The 25975-nt window shown below is 70.9% G+C and carries 17 protein-coding genes; 9 read left to right on the plus strand and 8 right to left on the minus strand.

The genetic code is table 11. The features are described from left to right. Positions 1–10: 10 nt before the first annotated feature. Positions 11–1240: a helix-turn-helix domain-containing protein gene (locus O7616_RS17625; RefSeq protein ID WP_282302995.1), complete on the minus strand. Its 1230-nt coding sequence runs from the start codon at positions 1238–1240 to the stop codon at positions 11–13. A 237-nt stretch (positions 1241–1477) separates the two neighbouring features. Between O7616_RS17625 and O7616_RS17630 the strand changes: the two genes are divergently transcribed. The 5 genes from O7616_RS17630 (at position 1478) to O7616_RS17650 (ending at position 7707) form a co-directional block, all read left to right on the plus strand. Beyond that, positions 1478–2395 (plus strand): dihydrodipicolinate synthase family protein, encoded by a 918-nt coding sequence (locus O7616_RS17630; RefSeq protein ID WP_282302996.1) that lies wholly within the window; start codon positions 1478–1480, stop codon positions 2393–2395. Between the two features lie 178 nt (positions 2396–2573). Beyond that, positions 2574–4616 (plus strand): M6 family metalloprotease domain-containing protein, encoded by a 2043-nt coding sequence (locus O7616_RS17635; protein WP_282302997.1) that lies wholly within the window; start codon positions 2574–2576, stop codon positions 4614–4616. 85 nt (positions 4617–4701) lie between these two features. After that, complete coding sequence (locus O7616_RS17640) at positions 4702–5136, plus strand: hypothetical protein (RefSeq protein WP_282302998.1); 435 nt, start codon at positions 4702–4704, stop codon at positions 5134–5136. Continuing rightward, on the plus strand, positions 5133–5711 hold the full coding sequence (locus O7616_RS17645; protein WP_282302999.1) for a TlpA disulfide reductase family protein: 579 nt from the start codon (positions 5133–5135) through the stop codon (positions 5709–5711). The genes O7616_RS17640 and O7616_RS17645 overlap by 4 nt, the downstream gene beginning before the upstream one ends. A gap of 100 nt (positions 5712–5811) precedes the next feature. Further along, positions 5812–7707 (plus strand): CocE/NonD family hydrolase, encoded by a 1896-nt coding sequence (locus O7616_RS17650; protein ID WP_282303000.1) that lies wholly within the window; start codon positions 5812–5814, stop codon positions 7705–7707. A gap of 66 nt (positions 7708–7773) precedes the next feature. Here O7616_RS17650 and O7616_RS17655 read toward each other — a convergent pair whose 3' ends face one another. After that, positions 7774–8991, minus strand: a complete 1218-nt coding sequence (locus tag O7616_RS17655) for a PQQ-dependent sugar dehydrogenase (protein WP_282303001.1) — start codon at positions 8989–8991, stop codon at positions 7774–7776. Between the two features lie 106 nt (positions 8992–9097). Then, positions 9098–11272 (minus strand): UvrD-helicase domain-containing protein, encoded by a 2175-nt coding sequence (locus tag O7616_RS17660; RefSeq protein ID WP_282303002.1) that lies wholly within the window; start codon positions 11270–11272, stop codon positions 9098–9100. Between the two features lie 290 nt (positions 11273–11562). On the opposite strand from O7616_RS17660, the gene O7616_RS17665 reads away from it, so the two are divergent. Continuing rightward, the gene (locus tag O7616_RS17665; protein ID WP_282303003.1) at positions 11563–12222 is read left to right on the plus strand and encodes an MSMEG_1061 family FMN-dependent PPOX-type flavoprotein; all 660 of its coding nucleotides are present in this window, start codon (positions 11563–11565) and stop codon (positions 12220–12222) included. Between the two features lie 77 nt (positions 12223–12299). On the opposite strand, the gene O7616_RS17670 is transcribed toward O7616_RS17665, so the two are convergent. Then, entirely contained in the window at positions 12300–14621 is a 2322-nt protein-coding gene (locus tag O7616_RS17670) for an FG-GAP-like repeat-containing protein (RefSeq protein ID WP_282303005.1), read from the minus strand. A 204-nt stretch (positions 14622–14825) separates the two neighbouring features. Further along, positions 14826–16673: a glycoside hydrolase family 15 protein gene (locus O7616_RS17675; RefSeq protein WP_282303006.1), complete on the minus strand. Its 1848-nt coding sequence runs from the start codon at positions 16671–16673 to the stop codon at positions 14826–14828. Positions 16674–16880: 207 nt separating this feature from the next. Between O7616_RS17675 and O7616_RS17680 the strand changes: the two genes are divergently transcribed. Continuing rightward, on the plus strand, positions 16881–18074 hold the full coding sequence (locus O7616_RS17680) for a low temperature requirement protein A (RefSeq protein ID WP_282303007.1): 1194 nt from the start codon (positions 16881–16883) through the stop codon (positions 18072–18074). Positions 18075–18124: 50 nt separating this feature from the next. Here the strand turns inward: O7616_RS17680 and O7616_RS17685 are convergent, their stop codons facing one another. Further along, positions 18125–19162 carry a medium chain dehydrogenase/reductase family protein gene (locus O7616_RS17685; protein ID WP_282303008.1) on the minus strand — a complete coding sequence of 346 codons (1038 nt, stop codon included), beginning with the start codon at positions 19160–19162 and terminating at the stop codon, positions 18125–18127. Positions 19163–19263: 101 nt separating this feature from the next. Then, positions 19264–19698 (minus strand): hypothetical protein, encoded by a 435-nt coding sequence (locus O7616_RS17690; protein ID WP_282303009.1) that lies wholly within the window; start codon positions 19696–19698, stop codon positions 19264–19266. A gap of 240 nt (positions 19699–19938) precedes the next feature. Between O7616_RS17690 and O7616_RS17695 the strand changes: the two genes are divergently transcribed. Further along, the gene (locus O7616_RS17695) at positions 19939–22632 is read left to right on the plus strand and encodes a LuxR family transcriptional regulator (protein WP_282303010.1); all 2694 of its coding nucleotides are present in this window, start codon (positions 19939–19941) and stop codon (positions 22630–22632) included. Positions 22633–22684: 52 nt separating this feature from the next. Here O7616_RS17695 and O7616_RS17700 read toward each other — a convergent pair whose 3' ends face one another. Beyond that, positions 22685–23725: a LacI family DNA-binding transcriptional regulator gene (locus O7616_RS17700; RefSeq protein WP_282303011.1), complete on the minus strand. Its 1041-nt coding sequence runs from the start codon at positions 23723–23725 to the stop codon at positions 22685–22687. Positions 23726–24263: 538 nt separating this feature from the next. Here O7616_RS17700 and O7616_RS17705 point away from each other — a divergent pair. After that, positions 24264–25967 carry a cellulose binding domain-containing protein gene (locus O7616_RS17705; RefSeq protein ID WP_282303012.1) on the plus strand — a complete coding sequence of 568 codons (1704 nt, stop codon included), beginning with the start codon at positions 24264–24266 and terminating at the stop codon, positions 25965–25967. Positions 25968–25975 lie beyond the last annotated feature (8 nt).

Raw genomic sequence — 25975 nt, forward strand, 5'->3', positions numbered from 1 at the left:
GCGGGCGGTGTCAGGTCGTGCGGTAGTGGCCGGTGAGCCGGCCGAGCTTCATGGCCAGGTGCAGGCACAGTCGTTCGTTGCCGTCCTTGAGGTCGGTCCCGGCGAGCTGCTCCACCCGTTGCAGCCGGTAGTAGAGGGTGGTCCGGTGCAGCCGGAGCTTCTCGGCGGTCGCGTGCGCGTTGCCCGCCAGGTCGAGGTACGCCTCCAGGGTCTCCAGCAGCACCTGGTGGGCGTCGTCGCGCAGCAGCCGCTCCAGCCCGGGGTGGACGCCCGCGACGTCGAGGTGCCGGCTGTCCAGTTGGGACAGCACCCGGTAGATGCCCAGCCCGGCCCAGGACACCACCCGGCCCAGCGCGGGCAGTTGCGTGCCGACCCGGGCGGCCTGCGCGGCCTCCTGGTAGGACTCGACAGCGCTGGACAGGCCGACGCGAGGCTGACCGATCCCGGTCACGGTCCGCTCCACCGAGGCCAGGCCCCGGGTCGCGGTGCCCAGCGCCTCGTCCAGGTGCCCGGCGCAGGCCTCCGGTGAGGGGCGGCCGGCGATCCGGTCGCCGCAGAGCAGCAGCACCCCGTGGTCGTGCCAGACGAGATGCAGTGTCTCCCGCACCCCGATCCACCGGCGGGTGGTGACCAGGGCCTGTTCCAGGGCGATCCGGGCCACCTCGTCGGGTTGCCGTCCGCCGGTCGGCACGAGTTGGGCGACGAGCGCGACCGTCGACCCGTCGGCGGCCACCACGCCCTCCTCCAGCAGCGCCCGCGCCGCGTGCTCGCGCGCCTGCCGGCTCTCCACCAGGAGGGTACGGGTGGCCTCGGTCTCCCGCTGCGAGGCGAGTTCACCGAGCAGGTTCTCCCGGTACAGGGCCAGCGACAGGTCGGTGAACGGACCGGTGGCGGTGGCGATGTCGGCGTCGGTCATCGACCCGTCCGCGTCGATGAACCAGACGAACCCGAGCAGCAGGTCGTCGTGCCGGATCGGCACGCACACCCGCGCCAGCAGGTCCAGCTCGGGGCACGCCGGGGTGCGGATCGGCGCGTACGCCGTGAGCACGCCCATGCCCCGGAACCAGGCGATCACCTCCGGCGTCGTCTGCCGGCGCAGGATCGACGACCGGCGGACGTCGTCCATCGGGCCGTCGTGCTCGCTGTAGGCGACCACCCGCTGTCGTCGGTCCTCGATGAGGGCGGGTCGCCCCACCCGGGCGGCGACGGCGTCGACGATTCGCTGGAGCTCACCGTGCATTCGACTCCCCTGGTTGCGCTGCGTGACAGGGATCGCGCGACCGCCAGTCCTCACCCTCCGGTGCGGGTGGGGCATCGCGCAAGGTCCACTCGCGAAGTCGCGACAAAAAGACGGGCGGCGTCGCGACTGTTCCGGCATCTGTCCGAAGACCGGAGGCGACGGACGTTCCTAGGGTTCCGATACGCACCGGCCCGACGCCTCCGCACCGGGCGGTGCCGGCGGAGAGGGGACGTCCGAGTGGGATCTGGTAGGCCCTGGCGGGGTGTGCTGGTCGCCGTCACCACGCCGTTTCGCGCCGACCTGTCGGTCGACTTCGACCAGCTCCAGGAACACGTCCGTTGGCTCGCCGCAGAGGGATGCCACGGGGTCGCGCCGTGCGCGTCGACGGGGGAGTACCGGGCCCTCTCCGACGAGGAGCGGGCCGCCGTGGTGCGGGCGACGGTGCAGGCCGCGCCGTCCGGCTGCGCGGTGGTGCCCGGCGTCGGGGGGTACGGCAGCAGGCAGGCCCGTCGCTGGGCGGAGCAGGCCGCCGAGGCCGGTGCCCACGGTGTGCTCGCGCGGCCACCGGACGGGCCCGCAGCGGGTGCCGCCGACGTGGTCGCCCACTTTCGGGAGGTCGCGGCGGTCGGCCTGCCGGTGGTCGCCCACAACGAGCCGTGCGCCAGTCGGATCGACCTCACACCGGACCTGCTGGCGACCGTCGCGGAGATCGACGGGATCGTCGCGGTCAAGGAGGTCACCGGTGACGTACGCAGGCTGCATCGCCTGCGGGACCTCTGCCCGCACGTCGACGTGCTGGCCGGCGCCGACGACGTGGTGCTGGAGCTGGTGGTGTGCGGTGCCAAGGGGTGGGTGGCCGCGGTGCCCAACGCGTTGCCCCGCCAGGCGGTGCGCCTGTACGAGCTGTGCGTCGCCCGTGACCTGGGTCGGGCGCTGCCGCTCTACGCCGAGCTGCACCCGATCCTCGGTTGGGCCTCCCGGCCCGAGTCCGTGCAGGCGGTCAAGCTCGCCATGGAGTGTGCCGGCCGCTTCGGAGGGCGGTGTCGCCCACCGCGCGGAGCCCTGTCCGGGGCCGCCGCCGACCGGGTACGCCGGGACGTGCGGCGGGCCCTCGCGACGACCGCCGAACCGGCTCCCGGCGGCCGCCCTGACTGAGCCGCCGGTGGGCGCTGGTCCTTCAGGTGTCGGAAGTCGCCGGCCCACCTGCCGACATCTGCACGGTGACCGGCACCGGCCCGTGCTCCTAGATTCGCTGCGCGGCCTGCTGACAGGTGTCCCGCGCAACCCCCACCGGGACACCGGCGCCGCGTTTCCTCCGACGAGAGGTGGTTCCGTGCCCCGTACCCCCCATCGAACCCGGCTGAGGCGGGCCGTGCTGGCCGCAGCCGTGGTGACCACGCTCGTGGCGACCGGGGCGGCGCAGGCCGCCGCCGCCCCGGCCAACCCGGCCGGCGGCACCGCGCCGTTCCAGGTCCTCGACCCGCAGGCATGGCAGAACCCGGACACGATGACCTGGAACGACTACAAGGCCGTGCCCGGCAAGAACTGGGCCGACCCGAGCGTGTCCGGCTCGGTCCGCAACTTCAAGATCGCCCTGGTGGCGCTCGACTATCCCGACGAGACGTTCGCGGTCTCCCAGCGGGCCCGCTCGACGGTCTTCGGCAACCCCCAGTCCGTCGCGACGAACATCCCCCGGGCGGACGTGCCGAAGTTCTACCAGGACTTCCTGAACACCCCGAACACCCTCAACAAGGGGCACACCCTGCACGAGTACTGGATGCAGGACTCCAACGGCCGCTACGGCGTCGACCTCACCGGGTTCGGGCCGTACCAGATGCCGGCCAAGTCCTACCAGTACGGGCTGGACAACGGGTTCAACCCGGGCGCCTGCCCGAGTGGGGACGTGTGCGGCAAGAACATCCGTACCGACGGCCTGGGCGCGTGGCGGGCCGCCGTCGGCGAGGAGGTCGCCAACCAGTACGAGTTGGTGTTCATCCTCAGCGCCGGCCAGGACGAGTCGTCGACCTGGCAGGAGTTCGGGCAGATGATCTTCCAGAACAAGGAGGACGTGCCGGACGCCTGGGGCCCGCCGGACCCGAACCTGCCGAACTGGGCGAAGACCCGCTACGTGGACTGGACCTCGTGGAAGGCGGCGGCGACACTGTGGCCGAACGCCGGCGGCGGCTCCTCGACGCAGGGGGAGAGTTCCGGTATGGGCGTCTACGCCCACGAGCTGACCCACCTGCTGGGCATCGGCGACAACTACAACAACCCGTACGGCGAGCCGCTGCGCAGGGCGTACACCGGGATCTGGAGCATGATGTCGCGCGGGTCGTTCAACGGCCCGGGCGGCCCGCACACCCGCTGGCAGATCCCGCCCACCAACGGCGGCTCGATGGGCTCGCTGCACACCGTGCGGGACAAACTGAAGATCGGCCTGCTCGGCGAGGAGCACGTGCTGCGGCTGTCGCGGGAGTCGCTGGCCTCCTCGGGCCTGGTCGTCGCGCAGGTCACGGCCCGGGCGGTCGACGCCGGTCCGAAGGGTCTGACCGGCGTGAACATCGCGCTGAACAAGGACCTGTCACCCGCGTGCGGCGTCAGCACCGACCCACTGTGCGACGGTGGCAGCTTCAACAACTACACCGTCGAGGTCGTCGACCGGATGGGTGCGGACTCCTTCACCCCGGACAGCGGCGTGCTGCTGAGTAAGACGAAGAACGCCGACAGCGCGCCGTTCCAGTGGGTGGTGGACGCCAACCCGCAGGACATCGACATGATCGACTTCTACCGGCCGGACGGCACCCCGCAGAAGATCACCATGGGTGACTACCGGCAGCTCTCCGACGCGTTGTTCCACGCCGGGGCGGACACCGGAAGCCAGTACGAGTACGTCGACGAGGCCAACCGGCTGCACTTCTACATCATCGACCTCAAGCGGGATGCCGCCGGATCGCTCTCGTACACGGTGGCGGTGCGCTCGCTGGACGGCACCGGCGGGCCGAGCGCCCACGGCGTGGCGCTGGGCAAGGGTGAGGTGACCGGCGGCGGCAAGCCGACCAACCGGGGAGTGACCTGCTCGTTCGAGCTGACCAACACCGGTACCTACTCGGCCGGCGGGCAGCAGCACCCGGAGGACGTCAGCGCGTACCTGAAGTCGGACGTCTACCGCCTCTCCGCGGAGGTGGCCGGCAAGGGCTGGCGGACCTGGCTGCCCAACCAGCTCGCCACCGCCCAGTTCGGCAAGGCCACCACGGTCAGGGTGTCGGTGGGCGCCACCGCCGCCGCGGCGGCCACCGGCTTCGTGAAGCTCACCGCGACCTCGGAGAGCGACCCGACGAAGACGGTGACCAAGCAGTGCCGGGTCGAGAAGTCCTGACCGACGCCCGAGGTCGATCCCGTTCCTGCCGGGTCCACGGCGGCCCACCGCCGCGGACCCGGCAGGCGGGCGAGAGGAGGATGACGTGCGGCGACGCACCACGGTTCTGCTGCCCCTGCTGCTGCTCGGCGCGACCGGCTGCGGCACTGTCGGTGCCACCCAGGAGGCGGTCTCCCCGACGACCGTCCGGGTCCTGGTCCGCGACATCAACATCCGGGCCGCTGGTGTGGACTGCGCGGGCACCGGTCCCTACCAGCACTTCCACAACCGCGCGCCGTTCCGCGTGCTCGACCCGGACGGGGCGGCCCTGGCCAGCGGGGAGTTGTCGGCGGGGACCGCGGTGGCCGCCTTCGCCGAGGACCTGGGCGTCGAACGCCTGCCCACCTACTGCGAGTTCGCCGTCGGGGTACGCGTGCCGCAGCGCGACTCCTACCGACTGGAGGTGGACGGCCGGCCGCCACTCGACCTGACACCGGACAGCAGCGAGGGCCCGGCGCTGGTCGCGGTGGTCCCGTCATGAGGCGGGCGTTCCTGCCGCTGCTGCTGGCGGTGGCGCTGCTGGGCGGATGCAGCACGCCCGAGCCCGCGCCCGCGCCGACGCCCGCCGGAGGGGCTGCGGCGCTGCCCGGACCGGTCCCCGCCGACCTGGCGTTGCGCCCGGTGCCCGGCACCGCACCGGCCGCCCCGACGTTCACCGGCGCGCTCACCGACGGCACACCGTTCGCCGCCGCCGACGTGTGGGCGCAGCGCCCCGTCGTGCTGACCTTCTTCACCTCCTGGTGCACCACCTGCGCCAGCCGCCAGGCCGCGCTCAGTGACCTGGCCCGCACCTATCGGGACCGGGTGGTGTTCGTCGGCGTGGCCGGTGCCGACCAGGCCGACGACGTCCAGGAATACCTCCGCACCCACCGGGTGGAGTATCCGATCGTCCTGGACGACCAGCAGACCATCTGGCGCTCGTACGCGGTGCGGGAGCCGCCGACCGTCGTGCTGGTGGCCAAGGGTGGCGCCCTGCTCCGCGGCTGGCCGGGTGGTCTGGACGCCCCGGCACTCGACCAGCGGCTGCGGGAGCTGGTGCTGGCCGACCGGCCGTAGGCCCGTCGAACCACACCGGGCGAAGTTCCTACACGTGCAGGTGGTGGCACCGGCCACCGGCTCGTAGCGTACGCAACCTCGGACACATCAAGGAGACTGCATGTCCACAGTGGGAACGCGCTGGCGCAGATGCGTGGCCGTACTGTCCGCGACGGTGCTCGCCGCCCTCGGCGCGGCGCCGCAGGCACTGGCGGCGGACGGCCCGCCGTCGATCGTCGTCCAGGACGGCGTCACCCAGCCGGTGTTCGGCTACGCCGACGCCATCCGGGAACGCCTCTTCATCGACTCCACTTTCGACAGCGACAACGACGGTCTACGCGACATCATCGCGTTCGACCTGATGCGGCCGGCGGCCACCGCGCAGGGCCTCAAGGCGCCCGTGGTGATGGACGCCAGCCCCTACTACTCGACGCTCTGCCGAGGCAACGAGTCCGAGTGCAAGGCGGACCTCGACGGCGACGGACTGCTGGACAAGTGGCCGCTGTTCTACGACAACTACTTCGTGCCGCGCGGCTATGCGGTGATCCTGCTGGACATGGTCGGCACCAACAACTCCACCGGCTGCCCCACCACCAACGCCAACCAGGACAACCTGAGCGCCAAGCAGGCCATCAACTGGCTCAACGGCCGGGCCACCGCCCGTAACGCCGCCGGTCAGATCGTCAAGGCGGACTGGCACAACGGCAAGACCGGAATGATCGGCAAGTCGTACGACGGCTCGCTGGCCATGGCCACGGCGGTGACCGGCGTGAAGGGCCTGACCACCGTCGTGCCCATCAGCGGACCGACCGAGTACTACGACTACGTCCGCAGCAACGGCGTCATCACCCGTGGCAACAGCTACGTGGCGTCGCTGGCCAACACGGTCACCAACCCCGAGCGCCGGGACTACTGCAAGCCGGTACGCGACGCGTTGGCCGCCGCCGACGGTGACGAGCACGGCGACTACACGGCCTTCTGGAACGAGCGCAGCTACGTCAAGAAGGTCCCCAACGTCACCGCCAGTGTGCTGCTCTACCACGGCCTCAACGACGACAACGTCCGGCCGGACCACTTCAGCAAGTTCTGGTACGCCCTGGCGGAGAACAACGTGCCGCGCAAGCTGTGGCTGTCGCAGGAGGGCCACGTCGACCCGTTCGACTCGCGCCGCGCGGTGTGGGTGTCGACGCTGCACCGCTGGTTCGACTTCTGGCTGCAGGGCGTCGCCAACGGCATCATGGACGAACCGCGGGTGGACCTGGAGCGCTCCGCCGACGTGTGGGAGACCCACGCCGACTGGCCCATCCCCGGTAAGGCCGACACCGAGGTGTTCCTGCAGCCCGGCACCACCGGCGCGGGCGGCCTCGCGCTGGTGCCCACCGCGAAGCCGGCGACCGGGGCGTTCCAGGACAGCCGCACGCAGAGCCAGAACACCATGATCCTCAACCCGGACGTGGTGCAGCCCAACCGGCTGGCCTTCCTCTCCGCGCCACTGACCGCGCCGCTGCACATCTCCGGCACCCCCACCGTGCAGTTGCGGGCCTCCGCCGACCAGACCGACACCAACCTCGGGGCGATCCTGGTCGACTACGGCACCGACGAGCGGGTCGCGCACCGGGCCTCCGGCGAGGGGATCATCACCCTGGACACGTCGGACTGCTGGGGCGAGAGCAGCCCGACCGACGACGGCTGCTACAAGCAGACGGCGAAGCGGGTGGCCACCGCCGACTACGAACTGGTCACCAAGGGCATCATGGACGCCCAGAACCGGCAGTCGATCCGCGTCGGCGTGCCACTGGTGCCGGGGGAGTCGTACAACTTCAGCTTCCCGCTGCTGCCGGAGGACTACGTGTTCAAGCCCGGCCACCGGATCGGTGTGATCATCGTGGCCAGCTACCCGCAGTACTCCAGCCAGGCGGACACCACCGCCGCGAACCTGCAGGTGGCGCTGAAGAGCAGCAACATCGTCCTACCCGTGGTCGGCGGCACCGCCGCCGCACACGCCGCCGGTCTCTGACCCGTTGATCGGGGACGGCCGCTCGGGAGCGGCCGTCCCCGCAGGTGTTGCGAAGTGTTTCGAGGGTCAGCGGTTCGAGGCGGGTTGGACCCGCTCGAACCGCACCTTGCTCAGCCACCCCGGTAGGTCACTGAGTACGTACAGTTCGCCGTTCACATCGGCGCCGAACGCCGTCGGCTGGGTGGGGAAGGTGCCGATCTCGGCGGACTCGTAGCCACCCGTGGACTTGGCGCGGATGGCGAACGCACGCGTCGAGCAGTAGTCGCTCGCGATGTAGGTGCCGCGCGCCTCCGGGGTGACGGACCCCCGGTACACCAGGCCGCCGATGATGGAGCAGTTCTCCGTCATGTAGTGGTCGTACTCGGCGATCGGGTCGGTGAGCCGCACGCCGGGGCGGCACTGCGTCTGGTCGAAGACCGGCGTGCCCTCCCGGCAGGACCAGCCGAGGTTCGCTCCGCGCTGCGACGGACGGATGTGGTTGATCTCCTCGATCAGACCCTGGCCGACGTCACCGATCCACAGCGAGTTGTCGACCGGGTCGATGGAGAACTTCCACGGGTTGCGCAGCCCGTAGACCCAGATCTCCGGACGCGCGCCCGCCGTACGGACGAACGGGTTGTCGAAGGGTACGCAGTAGGGCTTGCCGCCGCAGCTGCGGTTGACGTCGATCCGCACGATCTTGCCGAGCAGGGTGCCGAGGTTCTGGCCCGACTTGAACGGGTCGTTCGCGCCGCCGCCGTCGCCGGTCGACCAGTAGAGGTAGCCGTCGCGGCCGAACGCCACCTGCCCGCCGTTGTGGTTGCCGTACTCGGGGTGTTCCTGGGTGAGCAGCACCTGCAACCGGTCGGGAGCACCGAGGGGCACCCGCGCCAGGGTCAGCGTGCCGGCCGGCAGGCTCGTGTAGGCCACGTAGAGGATCCCGGTCCGCGCGAAGTTCGGCGCGGGCGTGATGCCGAGGAGGCCACGCTCGTTGTCCGACGTGTCGATCCGGGCGGTCAGGTCGAGCACCGGATCGGCGGCCAGACCGGTGTCCGGGTGGTAGGCACGGACGGTGCCGGCCTTCTCCGCGATCAGCATGCGGCCGTCCGGCAGCCCGGTGATGGCGATCGGCCGCTGCAGGCCGAAAGCCACCCGTTCGGACACCACGGTCAGTTCGGTGAGTGGCACCGCCCGGGTGCGGGACGGGCCGGCGGTCACCGATGACTGTGGCAACAGGAGCGCGGACAGGGTGAGGATGAGCAGCCCGGCCAGTATGGCGGCCGGGCGACGACGTCGTCGCGACATGTTCAGCTCCTCGAGCAGGTGGGTGGTGGAGGCGGTCTGGGAGCGTTCCCACGCTACATCGAACCAACTCGATATCCAACTCTGCCCGGAGGAACGATCCGCAGGGTTACGGCGTGAGCATCAGCTGCCCCAGCTCCTGCGTGCATCGGGTGAGGGCGACGTAGAGGCCGTTCCAGCCGCGCGGTTCGGCAGCGATCCGGTGCGGGTCGACGACCAGCGTCGCGTCCCACTCCAACCCCTTGGACTGGGCGGCGGTGAGCACCGGCACATCGCTCAGCACGGAGGAGAGTTCGGCGATGCGCTCCGCGGGGGCGATGACGCCGACCGTGCCGCCGTGCCACCGTCGCCGCAGCCGTCGCACCGCCTGGGCGGCGGCGTCGGCAAGCTCGGCGGGTGTGATCGTCAGTTCCCAGGGCGTGATGCCGGAGGAACGTACCGCCCGGGGCGGCGCGTTGTGGCTGCCCGCCTTCCTCAGGACCGGTGCGGTGAGGTCCATGACCTCACGCGGCGTCCGGTAGCAGATGGTCAGCTCCGCAGCGGTCCAGCGGTCCCCGAAGGCAGCCCGCACCGCTTCCGCCCAACTGGTGTGCCGGTGCGCCGCCTCCGCCTGATCGATGTCGCCGACCGCCGTGATGGATCGACTGGGACACCGCCGCAACACCATGAGCCACTGCATCTCGGACAGCTCCTGCGCCTCGTCGATGACGACGTGGCCGTACACCCAGCCGCGCTGCCGACGAGCGCGCTCGGCGACGAACTCACCCTGCGGTGGCGGGGCGTCGACCTCACCGAGCAGGTCGGCGACGGCGTCGAGCAGGGGGATGTCGCTCGATGCCCACGGCGCGGGCTCCGCCGAAACCGCCGAGATCTCCGTCGGAGACAGCCGCGGTGCGAACCGGGCCAGCAGGGTGCGATCGGCCAGGAAACCACCCAGCACCGTTTCGGCGTCCAGAGTGGGCCACCACGCCTCGACGAACCGAGCGATGGTGGCGTTCCCGGCGATCCGATCACGGAGGTGTTCGACCTCCTCCTCGGACAACAGACCGTCGATGTCGCTGCCCGCGGGCGCCCGGCTGGACCGGTGGTCCTGCCGCATGTCCCGGTCGACGCGGGCGAGGATGTCCTCGAAGCCCTCCTCCATCTCGTCCATCAACGCCTCGCGCTGCTCGACGACGGCCTCGGCGAGGAGGTGGTGCAACTGCTCGGCGAACGCCGCTCGGGCGCGGTGGTACGGGCGTCCCTGCACCGCCGAGGCGAACGCCTGCGCCACCGGGTCGGCTGCGATGACGTAGGACTCCCCTTCCCAGCGCAACGTCAGCTCGCGGGGCCGGGGGAGCAGCGACGTGACGTAGTCCTCCAGGGCCGGCTGCCAGAGAGCGCGACCCTTGATCTCGGCGACGAGCCTGCTCTCGTCGCGTGCCACGCGGACCCCGGGCAGCAGGGTGTCACAGGTCGCCGAGACGACGGCGGTCTCGCCGAGCGCGGGCAGGACCTGGGCGATGTACCGCAGGAACCGCGGCGAGGGGCCGAGGACCAGGACCGCCTGGTCGGCCATCCGCTGGTGGGCGAACAGCAGGTAGGCGACGCGGTGCAGGGCGACCACCGTCTTGCCGGTGCCGGGGCCGCCCTGGACGATCAGCGGCCCGGTCGCCTCGGCCCGGATGATGTCGTCCTGTTCGCGTTGCAGCGTGGCGATCGCCGTCGACATGTGGCCGGTGCGCCGCTGGTCGAGGGCGGCAAGGAGCGCGCCCTCCCCGACGAGTTCCCCGGTGACCGTCCCGTCCAGTGGCTCGTCGTCCACCCCGACGACCACCGACTCCCTCGTCCGGATGTGACGGCGACGTGCCTGACCCTGTGGGTCGACGGCCGTCGCCGTGTAGAACGGGCGAGCTGCGGGAGCGCGCCAGTCGAGGAGCAGCGGCTCAGCGTCCTCGCCGTCGGTGCGCAGACCGACCCGGCCCACGTGTCGCACGGTGCCGTCGAGACCGTCGAGCCGGCCGAAGACCAGCCCATCCCGGGCCCGCCGTAGCTCCTCGTACTGCTGACGAAGCATGCGCTGCCGGGCCTGCTCCAACGCGTCCAGGGCATCCGACGACAACTCGATCCGTAGGCGGTCGGCCAACCTGTCGCGCTGGGCTGTGGCCAGGTCGAGAAACGCCTGCTCCTCGGCGATCGCGGATCGGCGCGCGACGCCCTCCGCGGTGGAGACCGGCGGTCCGTCGTCCGGTGTCACCGCGCTGACCCCGGTAGCGGCGTCGTTCAGGGCAGACTTCCGGCGCATTCGCAAGCCCTCGCAATGGTGGTGTCCCCCCGGCCCCGGATGAGCCGCAGTGCATTCGGCGGCAAGCATAGAAGTGGTTTTCCACGTCGGCCAGGAACTTTGCCGGCAGAGAGGGGAATCTCAATTCCTTGCGGTTTCGGGTCACCGGTGACCGCGACCAATAGGGATTACCTCATTGACATTCCCGCCACATATCCCGGTGTGAGCTGGAGACCGGATCGAGGACGCGCAGGTGAGCGTCGGCGTTCTCGGGACGCCCTCCGCCGGGTCGTTCCATTAGTGTCGGCGGTATGACATCAGCCCCTGCCACCAGCGTTTACGACTCACTGCGCCTCGACGCCGTGCGCGATCATGAGACGCTGCGCCGGGCCTACGCGCTCCCCAGCGACGCGGCCGTGCGCAAGCAGATGACCGAACTCACCGAGCAGACCCGCCGGCTGATCGCCTGCTCGTCGCTGGTCCTGGTCGCCAGCGTGGACGCCGAGGGCAACTGTGACGTCTCCCCGCGCGGTGGCCCCGCCGGCTTCGTCGCCGTCCTGGACGCCCGGACGGTGGCGATACCGGACGCGACGGGCAACAAACGCCTGGACAGCCTCCAGAACATCGTCACGACCGGGCGAGCCGGGCTGCTCTTCGTCATCCCGGGGCGCACCACGACGCTCAGGGTGAACGGCCGAGCCTGCGTCTCCACCCGCCCCGAGTTGCTGTCGCAGCTCACCGCCGTCGGTAAGCCGCCGGCCAGCGCGATAGTGGTGGAGATCGAGGAGGTCTACCCCCACTGCCCCAAGGCGCTGCTGCGCAGTGGGGCCTGGAAGCCGGAGCAGTGGCTGCCGGCGGACGCCCAGCCGACCTCCGCCGAGGTGACGCTGGCCCAGCTGCGGATGCCGGAGCTGACGATCGCCGACATCGAGCAGGCGGAGGCCGACTCGCTCAGGTACCGCTACGAGTGAACGCCCTCCCGGCAACCAGCGGGGTCAGTGGCCAGGCGTACGACGACGCCGCCGGGTGTCCGGGCTGGTCTCGCCGTTCAGGAGATCGGCCCGTACTCGGTCGGGTCGCCCCACACCGCGCCGCCGGTGGGGGTGCCGGGGTAGACCCAGACCTGTCCCGTCGCCGCGTCGCCCGCGACCAGGTCGTCGTGACCGTCCTGATCGAAGCGGAGGGCGGCGAGCTCGTTTCGGCCCGCCCAGCCACCGCCGAACACCTCGACCCTGCTGCCGAAGGAGCCGCCCGCGGCGGTACCGGGGTAGAGCCACAGCTTCCCGGTAGCCTTCTCCACGGCCATCAGATCGTCGTACGCGTCCCGGTTGAACCGGCCACGCACGACCGCGCCCAGGGCGTTCCAGTCGCCGGAGTCGATGATGCTGCTCGCGCCCCAACCGCTGCCGGCAGCGGTGCCCGGGTAGAGACGCAGCTTCCCGGTCGTCTTCTCCACAGCCACCACGTCGTCGTACGCGTCGCCGTTGAAGCGGCCCGCGGTCAGCCGCTCCAACCCCAGCCAGTTGAAGCCGACGGGCGTCGTGCCACGACTGCCCCAGAAGGTGCCGGCCGCCGTGCCCGGGTAGAGCCAGAGGTTGCCCGTGCTCAGCTCCATGGCGAGCAGGTCGTCGTAGTCGTCCCGGTTGAACCGGCCGACCGTCAGATCCCGGTAACCGTTCCAGCCGGAGCCGACCGCGATTCGCGGACCCCAGGTGCCGGCGGCGGTGCCCGGGTAGAGCCAGAGCCGCCCGGTGCCCTTCTCGACACCGATCAGGTCGGCGTACGCGTCGCGGTTGAACTCGCCGGTCACCGACTCCAGCAGACCGTGCGGCTGCAGGACGGGAACCCGGCCGACGGGTTGTACGCGGGCACCCAGACTGCCGCCGGCGGCCGTGCCCGGGTACAACCAGACCTGGTCGCTCTCCACGGCGACGAGGTCGTCGTAGCCGTCCGGGTTGAGTTTGCCGGCCGCGAGCGCGGTCAGCCCCTTGCCCCCGGTCTGAATGGTGGACACCTGCCCCCAGGTCGATCCACCGGTCGCGGTGCCCGCGTACATCTGGATGTCACCGCTGCTCTTGTCCACCACCACCAGGTCGTCGTAGCCGTCGCGGTTGAAACGCCCGGCGACCAGCTCGCGCTTGCCCGTCCACCCGCTGAACCCGATCTCCGTCAGCGTGCCCCACAGGCTGCCTCCGGCGGACGTGCCCGGGAACATGAGCAGCTTGCCGGTGGAGAGCTGGATGCCTGCCAGGTCCTCGTAGGCATCCCTGTTGAACCGGCCGACGACGAGGTCGGCCAGGTCCTGCCAGTTGGTGCCGGCCACCACGCGGTCTGCGAAACCACCCCCGCCCGCGGTGCCGGGGAAGAGCCACAACGTGTTGGTGGAGACCTCGACGCCCAACAGGTCGTCGTACGCGTCCCCGTCGAACTGGCCGGCGACCAGGTCCCGGTAACCGCTCCAGTCGGTCTCCGGCTCGATCTGGACCCGCTCGCCCCAGACCCGGTCCGTCGACGTGCCGGGATGGAGCCAGAGTTTGCCCGTGCCCGGCTCCGCGGCGATCAGGTCGTCGCGTCCGTCGCGGGTGAACTCTCCGACGACCGTGTTGGACAGCGCGTAGGGCTGGAGGTGGAGGGTCTGCCGGAACCAGTCGCCCAGGTCGTCGAGGCGGGTCTGGGTGACGCCGGTACGGGTCTCGGTCTCGCCGAGACAACCGTGTTGCCAACTCAGGTTGTTGATCGCCACCAGTTCGGGGCCGGTGCCGGTCTCCCGGAAGGCCGGGCCACCCGCGTCGCCCTTGCAGACCGTGGCCGCGGCGGAGGTGCCGGCGACGTCCACGGTCGCCGCGCCCACCGCGTCGACGGTGAAGGTGGCGGTGTGCAGCCGGTCGGGTGTCCACTCGGTCGCGGTGCGCCCGTAGCCGGTGACCCGCAGGGTCTCCGCCGCCGTGGGCGGTGTGCCGGACCAGGGGATGGGCGTGACGTCGGTGACCGGCGCGGACAGCTCGGCGAGCAGGACGTCGCGCGTCGGGTGCGGAACCACAGTGGTGACCGCGAGGCGATGCCCCGAGGTGCCGGCGAGGTTCGTCCGCCCCACCAGGGCGCTCGTGGGACGGCTCGGCGCACCCTCGGCGACCGGCGCCGTTCCGTCGGCGAAGCAGGTCTTCGCGGTGACGATCCACCGGCTGGCGACGAGAGCGCCGGTGCAGCTGTGCAGGCTCCCGAACATCACCTTGGCGGTGAACGGGTGGCCGCCGTCCGGGACGTCCTGGCCACCTGAGACCGCCGATGCGCCGCTGCCGGCGAGCACTCCGACGGCCAACGCGGCCGTCGCCAGAACGGCGCCCCGGGCGCGCGCGAGCCTACTGAACACGATGATCCCCCGTCACCCAGGTGGCCGACGCGACGTCGGGCTGGTGGTCGAAGGCTATCCATGTCTGCGCGGCGGGCGAGACCCGTGAGGATAAGTCGGGCGAATCGCCGCGAGGTCCCGGCCGCGGCCGAGGGCGTGGGCGTGCGGCTCACCCTCCGCCGAGGTCGTGACACGGCCGGCGTACGCGGGAATGCGTGGCCCGGGCTATCGGCGGCGTCGGGCGTCGGCCTCGGCGTCGAGCAGGTCGTTGAGGGTCAGCGCCGAGTTGATCAGCGACAGGTGGCTGAACGCCTGCGGGTAGTTGCCGATCTGTTCACCGGTCGAGGCGATCTCCTCGGCGTACAGGCCCAGGTGGTTGCTGAAGGTGAACATCTTCTCGAACGTGAGTCGGGCGTCGTCGAGGCGACCGGAACGGGCCAGCGCCTCGACGTACCAGAAGGTGCACATGTTGAAGGTGCCCTCGTGGCCGGGGAGGCCGTCGGGGGAGTGGACCGGGTCGTACCGGTGGACCAGGCTGTCGGAGACGAGTTCGCGCTCGATCGCGGCCAACGTCGACTGCCACAGGGGGTCGCTCGGCGTGACGAAACCGACGGCCGGCATGGCGAGCAACGCCGCGTCCAGCACGCTCTCGCCGTACGCCTGCACGAAGGTGCCGCGACCCCGGTCGTACCCGCGTTCCATGACCTGGTTGTAGATGCGGTTGCGTTGCTCGGTCCAACTGGTGACGTCCCCGGGCCGGCCGGTACGGGTGGCCAGGCGGACGGCCCGGTCCAGCGCGACCCACGACATCACCCGGCCGAAGGTGTAGTTGCGCGGGTGGTGGCGGCTCTCCCAGATGCCGGCGTCGGCCCGGTCCCAGTGCCGGCAGAGCCAGTCGACGAGCCGCACGGTGCTCTTCCACACCTGGTGGGAGACCCGGATGCCCTGTTCGTCGGCGAGATGCATGGCGTAGAGCGCCTCGCCGTGGATGTCGAGCTGGAGTTGGTCGGCGGCACCGTTGCCGATCCGCACCGGTCGCGAGCCACGGTAGCCCTCCAGGTGGCCGAGGGTCTCCTCGTGCAGGTCGGAGGAGCCGTCCACCCGGTACATGATCTTCAGTGGGTCCTGGAGGTCGCCGGCTTCGCGGATCCGCTCGTCCAGCCAGTCCATGTACCGGCTGACCTCCTCGGTGAAGCCGAGGCCGAGCAGTGCGTGCACCGAGAACGACGTGTCCCGTACCCAGGTGTAGCGGTAGTCCCAGTTACGGGTTCCGCCCACCAGTTCGGGCAGCGCGGCGGTGGGTGCGGCGATCATCGCGCCGGTCGGGGCGTACGTCATGAGTTTCAGCGTGATGGCGGAGCGCTCCACCATCTCCCGCCAACGGCCGGTGTAGCGCGAGCGTTCGAGCCAGCGCCGCCAGTAGTCCCGGGTCCACTCGAACATCCCCTGGACCTCTTCGGGCGAGAAGATCCGCGGGTCGGCGTCTCCCGTCTCCAGGACCACCCCGCCGGTGTCGCCCTGGTTCAGGGTGCCGTACGCGACCAGGTCGCCGTCTTCGAGGCGGACGTCGCCGCGTTCGGCGATCAGGTGCCGGACCGGGTCGACGGGGTTGAACGTCAGGTTCGCCGACCGGCTGCGGAAGACGTAGCCGTGGCGGCGGGTCTGCAACTGGTGCTCTTCGCGGGCGTAGTCGAACCGGGGTCGGCACTCGACCTTGAAACGCATGCTGCCGCGCACCATGGTGACGAGACGGACCAGGCGGTGCGTGTCGGTGGCCCGCTCGCCGGTGACCGGCATGAAGTCCATCACCTCGGCCACGCCGTCCGCGCTGATGAACCGGGTGATCAGGATGGGGGTGCCGGGCAGGTAGAGCTGTTTGGTGACGTACCGGACGTCGCACGGCGCGATCCGGAAGTAGCCGCCCTTGTCCTTGTCGAGCAGCGCCGCGAAGATGCTCGGTGAGTCGAAGCGGGGCGCGCAGAACCAGTCGACCGTGCCGTCACAGGTCACCAGCGCCGCGGTCTGCAGGTCGCCGATGAGCCCGTGATCCTCGATCGCCGGATAGCTGTCCACGTCTCTCCCCGGTTCGGCGGCCTCCTGCGCATCGAACCTAGGGGGAGAATCTTCGGGTCAGGTGAGAATCACGTTCTGCCACCCTGTCGCGTGGTCCGCCGTCCCACCACCTGCGATCACCGTCGTCCCGGTAACGGCCTCGGCGGCCTGCCGGGCGTGGTATCAATTCCCGGAGGGGGAACGAAGCGGGCGGAATCGGGCGGCCGGATGTCAACAAGAGCGGCAGCGCTGCTTCGTAAGCCGGGGCAACCGGAGCGGCCGAGCCTGCTGGAGCTGTTCTTCGACCTGGTGTTCGTCTTCGCCCTGAACCGGGTCTCCCACCGGCTGGTGGACGACCTCACCGAGCGGCGAGCGGTCGTCGCCGAGGCCGGCGAGACACTGCTGTTGCTGCTGGCCTTCCTCATTCTCTGGTTCGTCACGGCGTGGGTGACCGACATCTACGACGCGAAGGCGCCACAGCTTCAGGTGCTGGTCTACGTGGCCATGCTCGGTGCCATGATGATGGCGGTCGCCGTGCCCCGGGCGTTCGGCGACGCCGGCCTGGTGTTCGCCGGCGCGTACATCGCCGTGCACCTCATTCGTGGTCTCGTCATCGTGCCGGCGCTGCACGGTCACGAGGCGCAGCGCCGAGCGGCAGGGGTGCTGCTCTGGTTCTCGTTGTCCGCCGTGCCGTGGATCGCCGGCGCGATCCTGCCGGACCCGGCGCGCGGGCTGCTGTGGGCGCTCGCCGTCGCCATCGACGGCACGGCGCTGCTGCTCTTCTACCCCGCCCCGTGGACCCTCGCCACCCCGCAGCAGTGGCCGGTCTCCGCGGAGTACATCTCCGAGCGTTACCGACAGTTCTTCATCATCGGGCTCGGCGAACTCATCCTGACGACCGGTTCGGCCTACAGCGACACCTCGTTCCGGGGGGCCGGCGCCGTCGCGGCCTTCGCCGTCGCGTTCGCCACCACGGTGCTGCTGTTCCGCGTCTACGTCTACAAGGCGGGCCAACTGTTGCCCGAGGCGCTCGCCGCCGCCCGCGAACCATCCCGCCTCATCCGGGAGGCGTTCATCGCGCACGTCCTCATGATCACGGGCGTCGTCGCGGTCGCCGTCGGCTACGAGATCGTGATCAGGCACCCGTTCGGGCACACCGAGACGGCCTGGACCGTCGCCATCCTCGGCGGTCCGATCCTGTTCCTGTTCGGGCGTGCCCTGGTGGAACACGCGGTGTTCGCCCGGGTCTCCCGTTCCCGGGTGATCGGCGCACTGGTACTCGCCGGGATCGCGCCCACCATGACCTTCGTGCCGCCGCTGACCGTCGCCGTCGCCGCCGTGGTCGTGCTGGCCGGTATCGCCACCGCCGACATGATGCGCGCCAGAGGCAAACCTCCCGAGCGGCCGGCAGTGCCCCGTTGACGCGTCGACCGGTGCGCCGTGACGCGGTGGTACCACCCGTCGAGGTGTGATCAGGGCACCAGGATGACCTTGCCGGCGACGGTGCGGGATTCGGCGAGCGCCAGCGCCGACGCGGCCTCGGCCAGTGAAATCTGAGCGGCGATCTGCGGGTCGAGCACACCGTCGGCGAGCAGTCCGAACACCTGGGTCAGGTCCTCGGCCAGGGTGCGCCGGAAGGTTCCCAGGCGGCGGTGGCCGGCCCAGAAGTTGTAGAAGTAGGCGCTGCGGTGGTTGGGCAGGGTGTGCCAGAGCTTCAACTGGGCGAAGAGCTTCAGCACCGGCAGCCGCGAGTCGCCCTCCTCGTCCTTCGTCGCCGCCGTGCCGTAGGACACCAGCGTGCCGCCCCTGCGCAGCAACTGCCAGGACCGCTCCACGCCGGGGCCGCCGACGTGGTCGAACACCGCGTCCACGCCGTCCGGTGCCAACTCCCTGATCCGGTCGTACATGCCCGGGTCGCGGTAGTCGACGGGGGTGGCGCCCAACTCGCGGACCGCGTCGTGGTGCCGCTGCGACGCCGTGCCGATCACGCTGATCCCGGAGTGCCGGGCCAGTTGGACGAGCGTGGAGCCGACGCCGCCGTTCGCGCCCAGCACGACGATGACGCCCCCGGAACGGACCTTGGCCAGCCGGTGCAGCATCTGCCAGGCGGTGATGCCGTTGACCACCACGGTCTCCGCCGCGGCGGGGGACACCCCGTCCGGCACCGGGACCAGGTCGGCGGCCTCGATCAGCACCCGGGTGGCCCATGCGCCGATCTTCGTCACCGCGGCGAACCGGCGTCCGACCAGCCCGGTGTCCACGCCGGGCCCGACGGCCGTGACGGTGCCGACCAGGTCATATCCGGGTACGAAGGGGAACGGCGGCTGGTCGTAGTACTTGCCCCGGCGCATCTGCTGCTCGGCGAACGACACACCGGTCGCCTCCATCTGCAGGACGACCTGTCCCGCCGCCGGCGCGGGCAGCTCGCGGGTGCGCACCTCCAGCCCGGTCGGCTCGACCAGGCCGGGTAGGACTACCTCGGTCGTACTCGTGGTGACGGCGTTGGGCATGGCGGCAATCCTCCGGAGGATCTCGGCTACTGGTCGGGTCGTCGCGGGGTGTGCGATCGTGTCGGCGTCGGACGGCAGGACCGCCACCACGGCCGGCAGGGTCAGCGGTTGTCGTCGGGGCCCAGCGCCCCGCGACGCCAGGTGTACCAGCCACGGCACAGCACGTAGCCGGCGATGGTGGTCAGCGAGACGAGCCCGTCGGCGATCAGGGTGAGTGGCGCGTGCGGAACATCGAGGATGAACGCCGCCTGGACGGTGACCGCGATCTTGTGGAGCAGCAGGAGTTCCCACATGCCGCGCTGCTTGCGGGGCGCGACCGCCAGCAGGGCCCACATGCCGGCGAAGACGAGGTAGGCGCAGGTCCGCCAGTATTCGGTCAGGATCTGGTCCTCGGGGAGGTCACCGAGGCGCGTGACACCCTCGACGAACGGCACCAGGGTGGCCGCTGCCGTGATCGCCATCAGGATGCGCCCGGTCCGATCCTGCCAGCGGGTCGGTGCCGTGGCGGCGGTGGCGACGTCGGTCTGGGTGATCATGTGCTTTCCCCGTCTGCTGGAGCACGTCGTATTCGTGACGGGTAGACCATCCGTCAGCGGGGCTCGGCGTCGCATCGGTGGAAATTGCGTAGTCGCCCGTGCGGTCACCCCGGACGCCGCTCGGCTCGTCGGGGGCGTACATCGTGGTCATCCGACCGACCTCGGACGGGCCGTGCCGGGCGCGAACAGCGCGATTCCGGGCGTCTCTGCCGGCCCCCGGACACGGGTAGCCTGTCCGGCGTGCGATCCGCCGCTGTCCCCCCGGGCCCACTCGTCGGCAGGGACGTCGAGCGCAAGGTCCTCGACGAACTGATCCAGGGTGCGCGGGCGGGTCGGGGCGGGGCGCTGGTGGTGCGCGGCGAGGCCGGCATCGGCAAGAGCACACTGCTGGGGTACGCCCGCGACGCGGCGTCCGACGCACGTGTCATCCAGGCGTCCGGTGCGGAGTTCGAGCGGGAGCTGCCCTTCGGCGCGCTGCACCAACTGTGTGTGCCGGTGCTGGATCACCTCGCGGATCTGCCCGTCCGGCACGCCGACGCACTCCGGGTCGCCTTCGGTCTCACGGCGGGCACGCCCGACCTGTTCCACATCGGCGTGGCGACCCTGAGTCTGCTGACCGTCGCGGCCCGGGCGCACCCCCTGCTGTGCGTTGTCGACGACGCCCACTGGCTGGACACGGCGTCGTCGAAGGCGCTGGCGTTCGTCGGCCGGCGGGTGGCCGCCGAGCCCATCGCCATGCTGTTCGCGCTGCGGATGCCCGCCCCGGACGAACTGCACGCGCTGCCGGGCCTCGACGTCGGTGGGTTGAGCGACGCCGACGCGCGGAGCCTGCTCGCGGCCCGACGGCACCTGCTCCTCGACGAGCAGGTGCTCGGCCGCCTGCTGGCCGAGGCTCGGGGAAACCCGTTGGCGTTGCTCGAACTGCCCACGGCGGGCGGCTTCGGGCCGTCGGGCACCGCGCCGGTGTCGACCCGGATCGAGCGCAGCTTCCAGGCCCGGCTGTCGAATCTGCCGGACGAGGCCCGTCTCCTGCTGACCGTGGCGAGCGCCGATCCGACCGGCGACCCCACCCTGTTGTGGGCGGCCGCGCGACTGTCGGGCATCGACGTGTCGACCGCCAGCGCCAGCGCTGCCGCGACCGGGCTGGTCGAGTTCGCCATCGGCATCCACTTCTGCCACCCGCTGGCCCGCTCCGCGGTCTATCGGGCCGCATCGGAGCCCGAACGACAGCAGGCGCACCGGGCGCTGGCCGAGGCGACGGACGCCGGCACCGACCCGGACCGGCGGGCGTGGCACCGCGCCCAGGCCAGCGTGGGCCCCGACGACGACGTGGCCGCCGAACTCGTACGATCCGCCACCCGCGCCCAGGCACGCGGTGGCGTGGTGGCCGCGGCGGCATTCCTGGAACGGGCGGCCGAGCTGTCCCGGGACCCCGACGGCCGGATCGAACGAGCGCTCGTCGCGGCGGAGGCCACCCTCGTCGCGGGCCGTCCCGAGCGGGCCGCGGCGCTGGTCCGGGCGATCGAGCACACCGCGCTCGACGAGTTCCAGCTCGCGCATGCCGACGTGGTGCGCGGGCGGATCGCCTTCCAGAGCGACCGGGACATGAGCGGTCCGGAATTCATGATCCGCGCGGGGAGACGCCTGGCCGGGCTGGACCCGGAGCGGGCCCGCAGGTGCTTCGTGGACGCGATCGAGTCGAGCCTCCTCGTCGGTCGGGCGAGCGGCGTGCAGGACCTGGTGCTGGCCGCCGTACGGTCGATACCGGTGACCGACGCACGTCCGCCGGACGTACTGGATGCGCTGGAAGCGCTCAAGACGGCGGGATACGGCCGCGCGGTCCCGCTGATCCGGCAGGTTCTCGACGCCCCCGACGGTCCGGGGTGGACCGAGCATCCCGCCCTCGCCCTGATGCTCGCGGCGGAGACCTGGGATCCGCACCGGTATTCGGCGATCGTCGAGTGGCTGATGCGGACCGGCCGTGAGTCCGGGTCGCCACTGTTGCTGCGGCTCGGGCTCGCGCAGAATGGCTCGTACGGCGCGCTCACCGCCGACCTCGGCCTGGCGGCGGCGTCGATCGCCGAGGAGGAGGCGATCGCCGACGCGACCGGTGGGTCGCCGATGCTCTACCACCGGATCCACCTGGCGGCCGTGCGTGGTCGCCGCACCGAGGCGCTGGCGCTGTTCGAGAGCGCCCTGGCCGCGGCCACGACCAGCGGCAGCGGTCTCCTCATCGGCAACATCGACTGGGCGTGCGCGGTGCTGTACAACGGTCTCGCCGACTACCCGGCCGCGCTGGCCGCCGCCCGGCGGGCCGTCACGGACGGCGCTCTCTTCCTCGCCAGCTTCTCCCTGCCGGAACTGATCGAAGCGGCGGTCCGCTGCGGTGACCCCGACGCCGCCGCAGTGGCGCTGGAGTCGCTCGTCGACCGCGCCGACGCCAGCGGAACCGAGACCGGCCTGGGCATCGCGGCGTACGCCCGTGGCCTGGTGACCGGCTCGGAGGAGCAGTACCGGGCCGCCGTCGCGCACCTGGAGCGGAGCCCTTTGTCGGCGTACCGGGCCAGGGCCCATCTCGTGTACGGGGAGTGGTTGCGGCGCGAGGGCCGCCGACGGGACTGCCGAGAACACCTGCGCATCGCGCACCGCATGCTGTCGGATGCGGGAATGGACGCCTTCGCCCGGCGGGCCGCCGTCGAGCTGCGCGCCACCGGGGAGCGGCCACGTCAGCGGTCCCCACACACGTACGACCAGCTGACGATCCAGGAGCTGCACATCGCCCGTCTGGTCGCCTCCGGCGCGACGTCCAACGAGGTGGCCGCCCAGTTGTTCATCAGCCCACGCACCGTGGACACCCACCTGCGCAACATCTTCCGCAAGCTCGGCGTCACCTCGCGACGGCAGCTGAGGGGCCGACCCGATCTCGGGGGGTGACCCGTCGGCGTCGCCGGGCGGCCGTGGCACCACCGCCTCGTGCCGACCGCAATCATCGGTCGGCGGGCGGTGCGGTGCTGCCGCGCACGACGAGGGTGGTGCCGAGTTCGTATCGTTCCTGGGCCAACCGACCCCCGTCGGCCAGGGCCAGGGCGAGCCGGGCGGCGGTGGCGCCGATCTCGGCGAAGGGCTGCCGCACCGTGGTCAGCGGCGGGGACAGCCAGGCCGCCTGGTCGATGTCGTCGAAGCCGACGACGCTGAGATCCTCCGGGATGCGCAGGCCACGCTCGCGCGCCGCCGCGCAGACGCCCAGCGCCTGAAGGTCGTTGCCGCAGACGACAGCTGTCGGTGGCGCTTCCCCGGCGAGTAACGCGGCGCCGAGTTCGCGGCCACCGTCGAAGCTGAAGACACCGCGCCGTTCGAGGGTCTCGTCGAACGGTACGCCGGCGTAGTCGAGCGCGGCCCGGAAGCCGTCCAGGCGGGCCCGCGCCGACAGGTCGTTGACCGGGCCGGTGATCACGCCGATCCGTCGGTGGCCGAGATCGAGCAGGTGCCGGGTGGCGGCGAGGGCCCCACTCCAGTTGTTGGCCCCGACCGCCGGTGTGGGCGACAGGTCACCGGTCGGGTCGATGGCGACAAGCGGTATGCCGGCCTCGGCGAATCGCTTGCCGTGCTCGGCCGTGACCAGGGCGAACGCGGTGATGACGGCCGTCGGTTGGCGCAGGAGCAATGACTCCACCCAGGGCTGGCCGGCCAGCACGCGTCGTCGGATGTCGCTGAAGCCGACCGTGTGGTCCCGTGCGCCGGCGATCTCCTGCACGCCGCGCAGGATCTCCATGGCGATCGAGGGCAGCATCTGGTGGAAGACCACCTCGATGCAGCGGGTCGCGCCGCTCGTCGTCCGTCGGCGGTAGCCGTGGTCACGCAGCAGGGCCTCCACCCGTTGCCGGGTCTGCTCACCCACGCCGCCGCGACCGTTGAGGACCTTGGAGACCGTCGGTGGGGAGACCCCGGCGAGTTCGGCGATCGTGGCGATGGGCAGGTCACCGCGCCAGGGCTTGCGGGAGTGCCGTCCCTGACCTTCCTCGATCACGAGGGAAATTCTACGGGTGGGCGGTGGCCCCGCTCGCCGGATCGGTCGGCGGTCGGCGGGGGTTGGCCGCGCCGCCGAAATGTTCGCGACAACATTTCGTGTCCGTGGCCCGACCCGTATCGGGTGGTTTGGCCGTGTCTGGTGACGGAGTTTCTGGTCCAGGATGTGGTGATCACGGCCCGCACCGAAAAAGACTTTCGCGAAACATCGTCGGCGCACCTTGACGGGTCGTTGCGCATCTACGAAAGTCGATGTGGGTTGGCTGGCGCGTCGTCCGGGAGCACGGGCGCCGGCGAGACGCCGATGACGTCGGTGCCGAGGTGCGACGGGCCGCACCTGTGAGCGCTGACGATGACCGACGCGGCTGACCCGATCAGGGCATCGGTTGCCCCGCGGTCATCGCGATCCACTGCCAGGGCTCCATCGCGGGCGTGTCCACCATGTCCGGCCGCACCGCCATCGGAAACCCGGCGACACCGTCCCGCTTCCTGTCTCCGCCTGTCGAACCGGGCGGCCCCAGCATCTCAGGAGAATGTCGATGAGAAGACCGAGAAAGACCACAATGGCCCTGACGTCGGCGGGGGCCGTCCTGCTGGCGTCGACGGCGGTGGCCACGGCGGTGCCGGCCGGCGCCGCGGCCGCCGGCTGTTCGGTGGATTACGCGGTGTCGTCGCAGTGGCAGGGCGGCTTCGGGGCCAACGTGACCATCACCAACCTCGGCGACGCGATCTCCGGTTGGACCCTGACCTGGTCCTACGGCGCCGGTCAGACGGTCACGCAGGCGTGGAACGCGACGGTGACCCAGAGCGGTGCGGCGGTGACCGCGAGAAACGTCGGTTACAACGGGGGCATCGCCACCAACGGCACGGCGTCGTTCGGTTTCAACGGCTCGTGGACCGGCAGCAACCCCGCGCCGACCAGCTTCGCGTTGAACGGGGTGGCCTGCACCGGCGACACGACGCCCACCACTCCGCCGCCCACCACTCCGCCGCCGACGACCCCGCCGCCGAACGGGCCGGCGGACATCACGGTGAACAGCGCGACCAGGTACCAGACCGTCGACGGGTTCGGGGCGGCGCAGTCCATCTGGGGTAGCGCCTGGTCGACGGCCGAGACGCAGACCCTGGTCGGGATGGGTGCCAACCAGTTGGGACTGTCCATCGTGCGGACCGGTCTGTCGCCGGTGTCGAGCGAGTGGGCGACGCATGTGAACTCGTTGAAGACCGCGAAGTCCTCCGGGTCGAACGTGAAGATCCTCGCGTCGCCGTGGACCGCGCCGGCGGCATGGAAGACCAACAACAGCCGGGTCAACGGCGGGAAGCTGCGGACCGACTACTACGACGACTACGCCAACCACCTGAACAGCTACGTGCAGTACATGCGCGGCCAGGGCGTGACGATCGACGTGACCTCGGTGCAGAACGAGCCGGACTGGCACCCGGACTACGACTCGATGGACTGGAGCGGCACCGAGCTGCGCACCTTCGTCCGCGACCAGGGCACGAAGGTGCAGAACACCAAGCTGATGGTCGCCGAGGCGGTGAACCTGAACTACAACTTCACCGACCCGACCCTGAACGACTCGACCGCCCGCAACAACATCGGCTACATCGGCGGGCACCTGTACGGCACCGAGGACGCCGGCCGGCTACGGCCCTACTCCCTCGCCCAGCAGCACAACAAGCCGGTCTGGATGACCGAGTGGAACCTGCACGCCGCCGACGGCGGGGGCTCCAACATCTGGGGCAACCCCGCCAACACGGCGGTCTGGAACGAGACCCTCGACGACATCATGCGCACCGTGCACAAGTCGATGGAGGCCAACTGGAGCGCCTACATCTGGTGGTACGGCAAGCGCTACTACTCCTTCATCGGCGACGGCGAGTCCGCGTACGGCACCGTCGCGGGAGCGCCGCTCAAGCGGGGGTACGCCTTCTCCCAGTACGCCAAGTACGTACGCCCCGGCTACCAACGCGTCGCCCTGACCAAGAGCTCCAAGGCCTCCCCGCTGGAGGTCACCGCCTACCAGGGCGACGGGAAGATCACCCTGGTCATCCTCAACCGCTCGAACAGCGCGGTCACCAACGCCGTCGTCCAGGCCCCGCAGAACGTCACCCGGGCCGAGCACTACCTCACCTCGCAGAACGCCAACGCGGCCAGCCAACCGACGAGCGTCAACGGAGGGCAGGCCACCATCAACGTGGGTGCTCGCAGCATCTCCACACTCGTGTTCACCCTCTGAGGTGGCCC

This window comes from Micromonospora sp. WMMD964 (assembly GCF_029581455.1).
Classification (GTDB): domain Bacteria; phylum Actinomycetota; class Actinomycetes; order Mycobacteriales; family Micromonosporaceae; genus Micromonospora.

What these genes read in the sequence shown, in the direction of transcription:
- O7616_RS17685 (WP_282303008.1), bottom strand. Translation starts at nt 19,162, where the DNA reads ATGCCCAACGCCGTCACCACGAGTACGACCGAGGTAGTCCTACCCGGC.
- O7616_RS17690 (WP_282303009.1), bottom strand. Translation starts at nt 19,698, where the DNA reads ATGATCACCCAGACCGACGTCGCCACCGCCGCCACGGCACCGACCCGC.
- O7616_RS17650 (WP_282303000.1), top strand. Translation starts at nt 5,812, where the DNA reads ATGTCCACAGTGGGAACGCGCTGGCGCAGATGCGTGGCCGTACTGTCC.
- O7616_RS17705 (WP_282303012.1), top strand. Translation starts at nt 24,264, where the DNA reads ATGAGAAGACCGAGAAAGACCACAATGGCCCTGACGTCGGCGGGGGCC.
- O7616_RS17680 (WP_282303007.1), top strand. Translation starts at nt 16,881, where the DNA reads ATGTCAACAAGAGCGGCAGCGCTGCTTCGTAAGCCGGGGCAACCGGAG.
- O7616_RS17665 (WP_282303003.1), top strand. Translation starts at nt 11,563, where the DNA reads ATGACATCAGCCCCTGCCACCAGCGTTTACGACTCACTGCGCCTCGAC.
- O7616_RS17645 (WP_282302999.1), top strand. Translation starts at nt 5,133, where the DNA reads ATGAGGCGGGCGTTCCTGCCGCTGCTGCTGGCGGTGGCGCTGCTGGGC.
- O7616_RS17660 (WP_282303002.1), bottom strand. Translation starts at nt 11,272, where the DNA reads ATGCGCCGGAAGTCTGCCCTGAACGACGCCGCTACCGGGGTCAGCGCG.
- O7616_RS17625 (WP_282302995.1), bottom strand. Translation starts at nt 1,240, where the DNA reads ATGCACGGTGAGCTCCAGCGAATCGTCGACGCCGTCGCCGCCCGGGTG.
- O7616_RS17655 (WP_282303001.1), bottom strand. Translation starts at nt 8,991, where the DNA reads ATGTCGCGACGACGTCGTCGCCCGGCCGCCATACTGGCCGGGCTGCTC.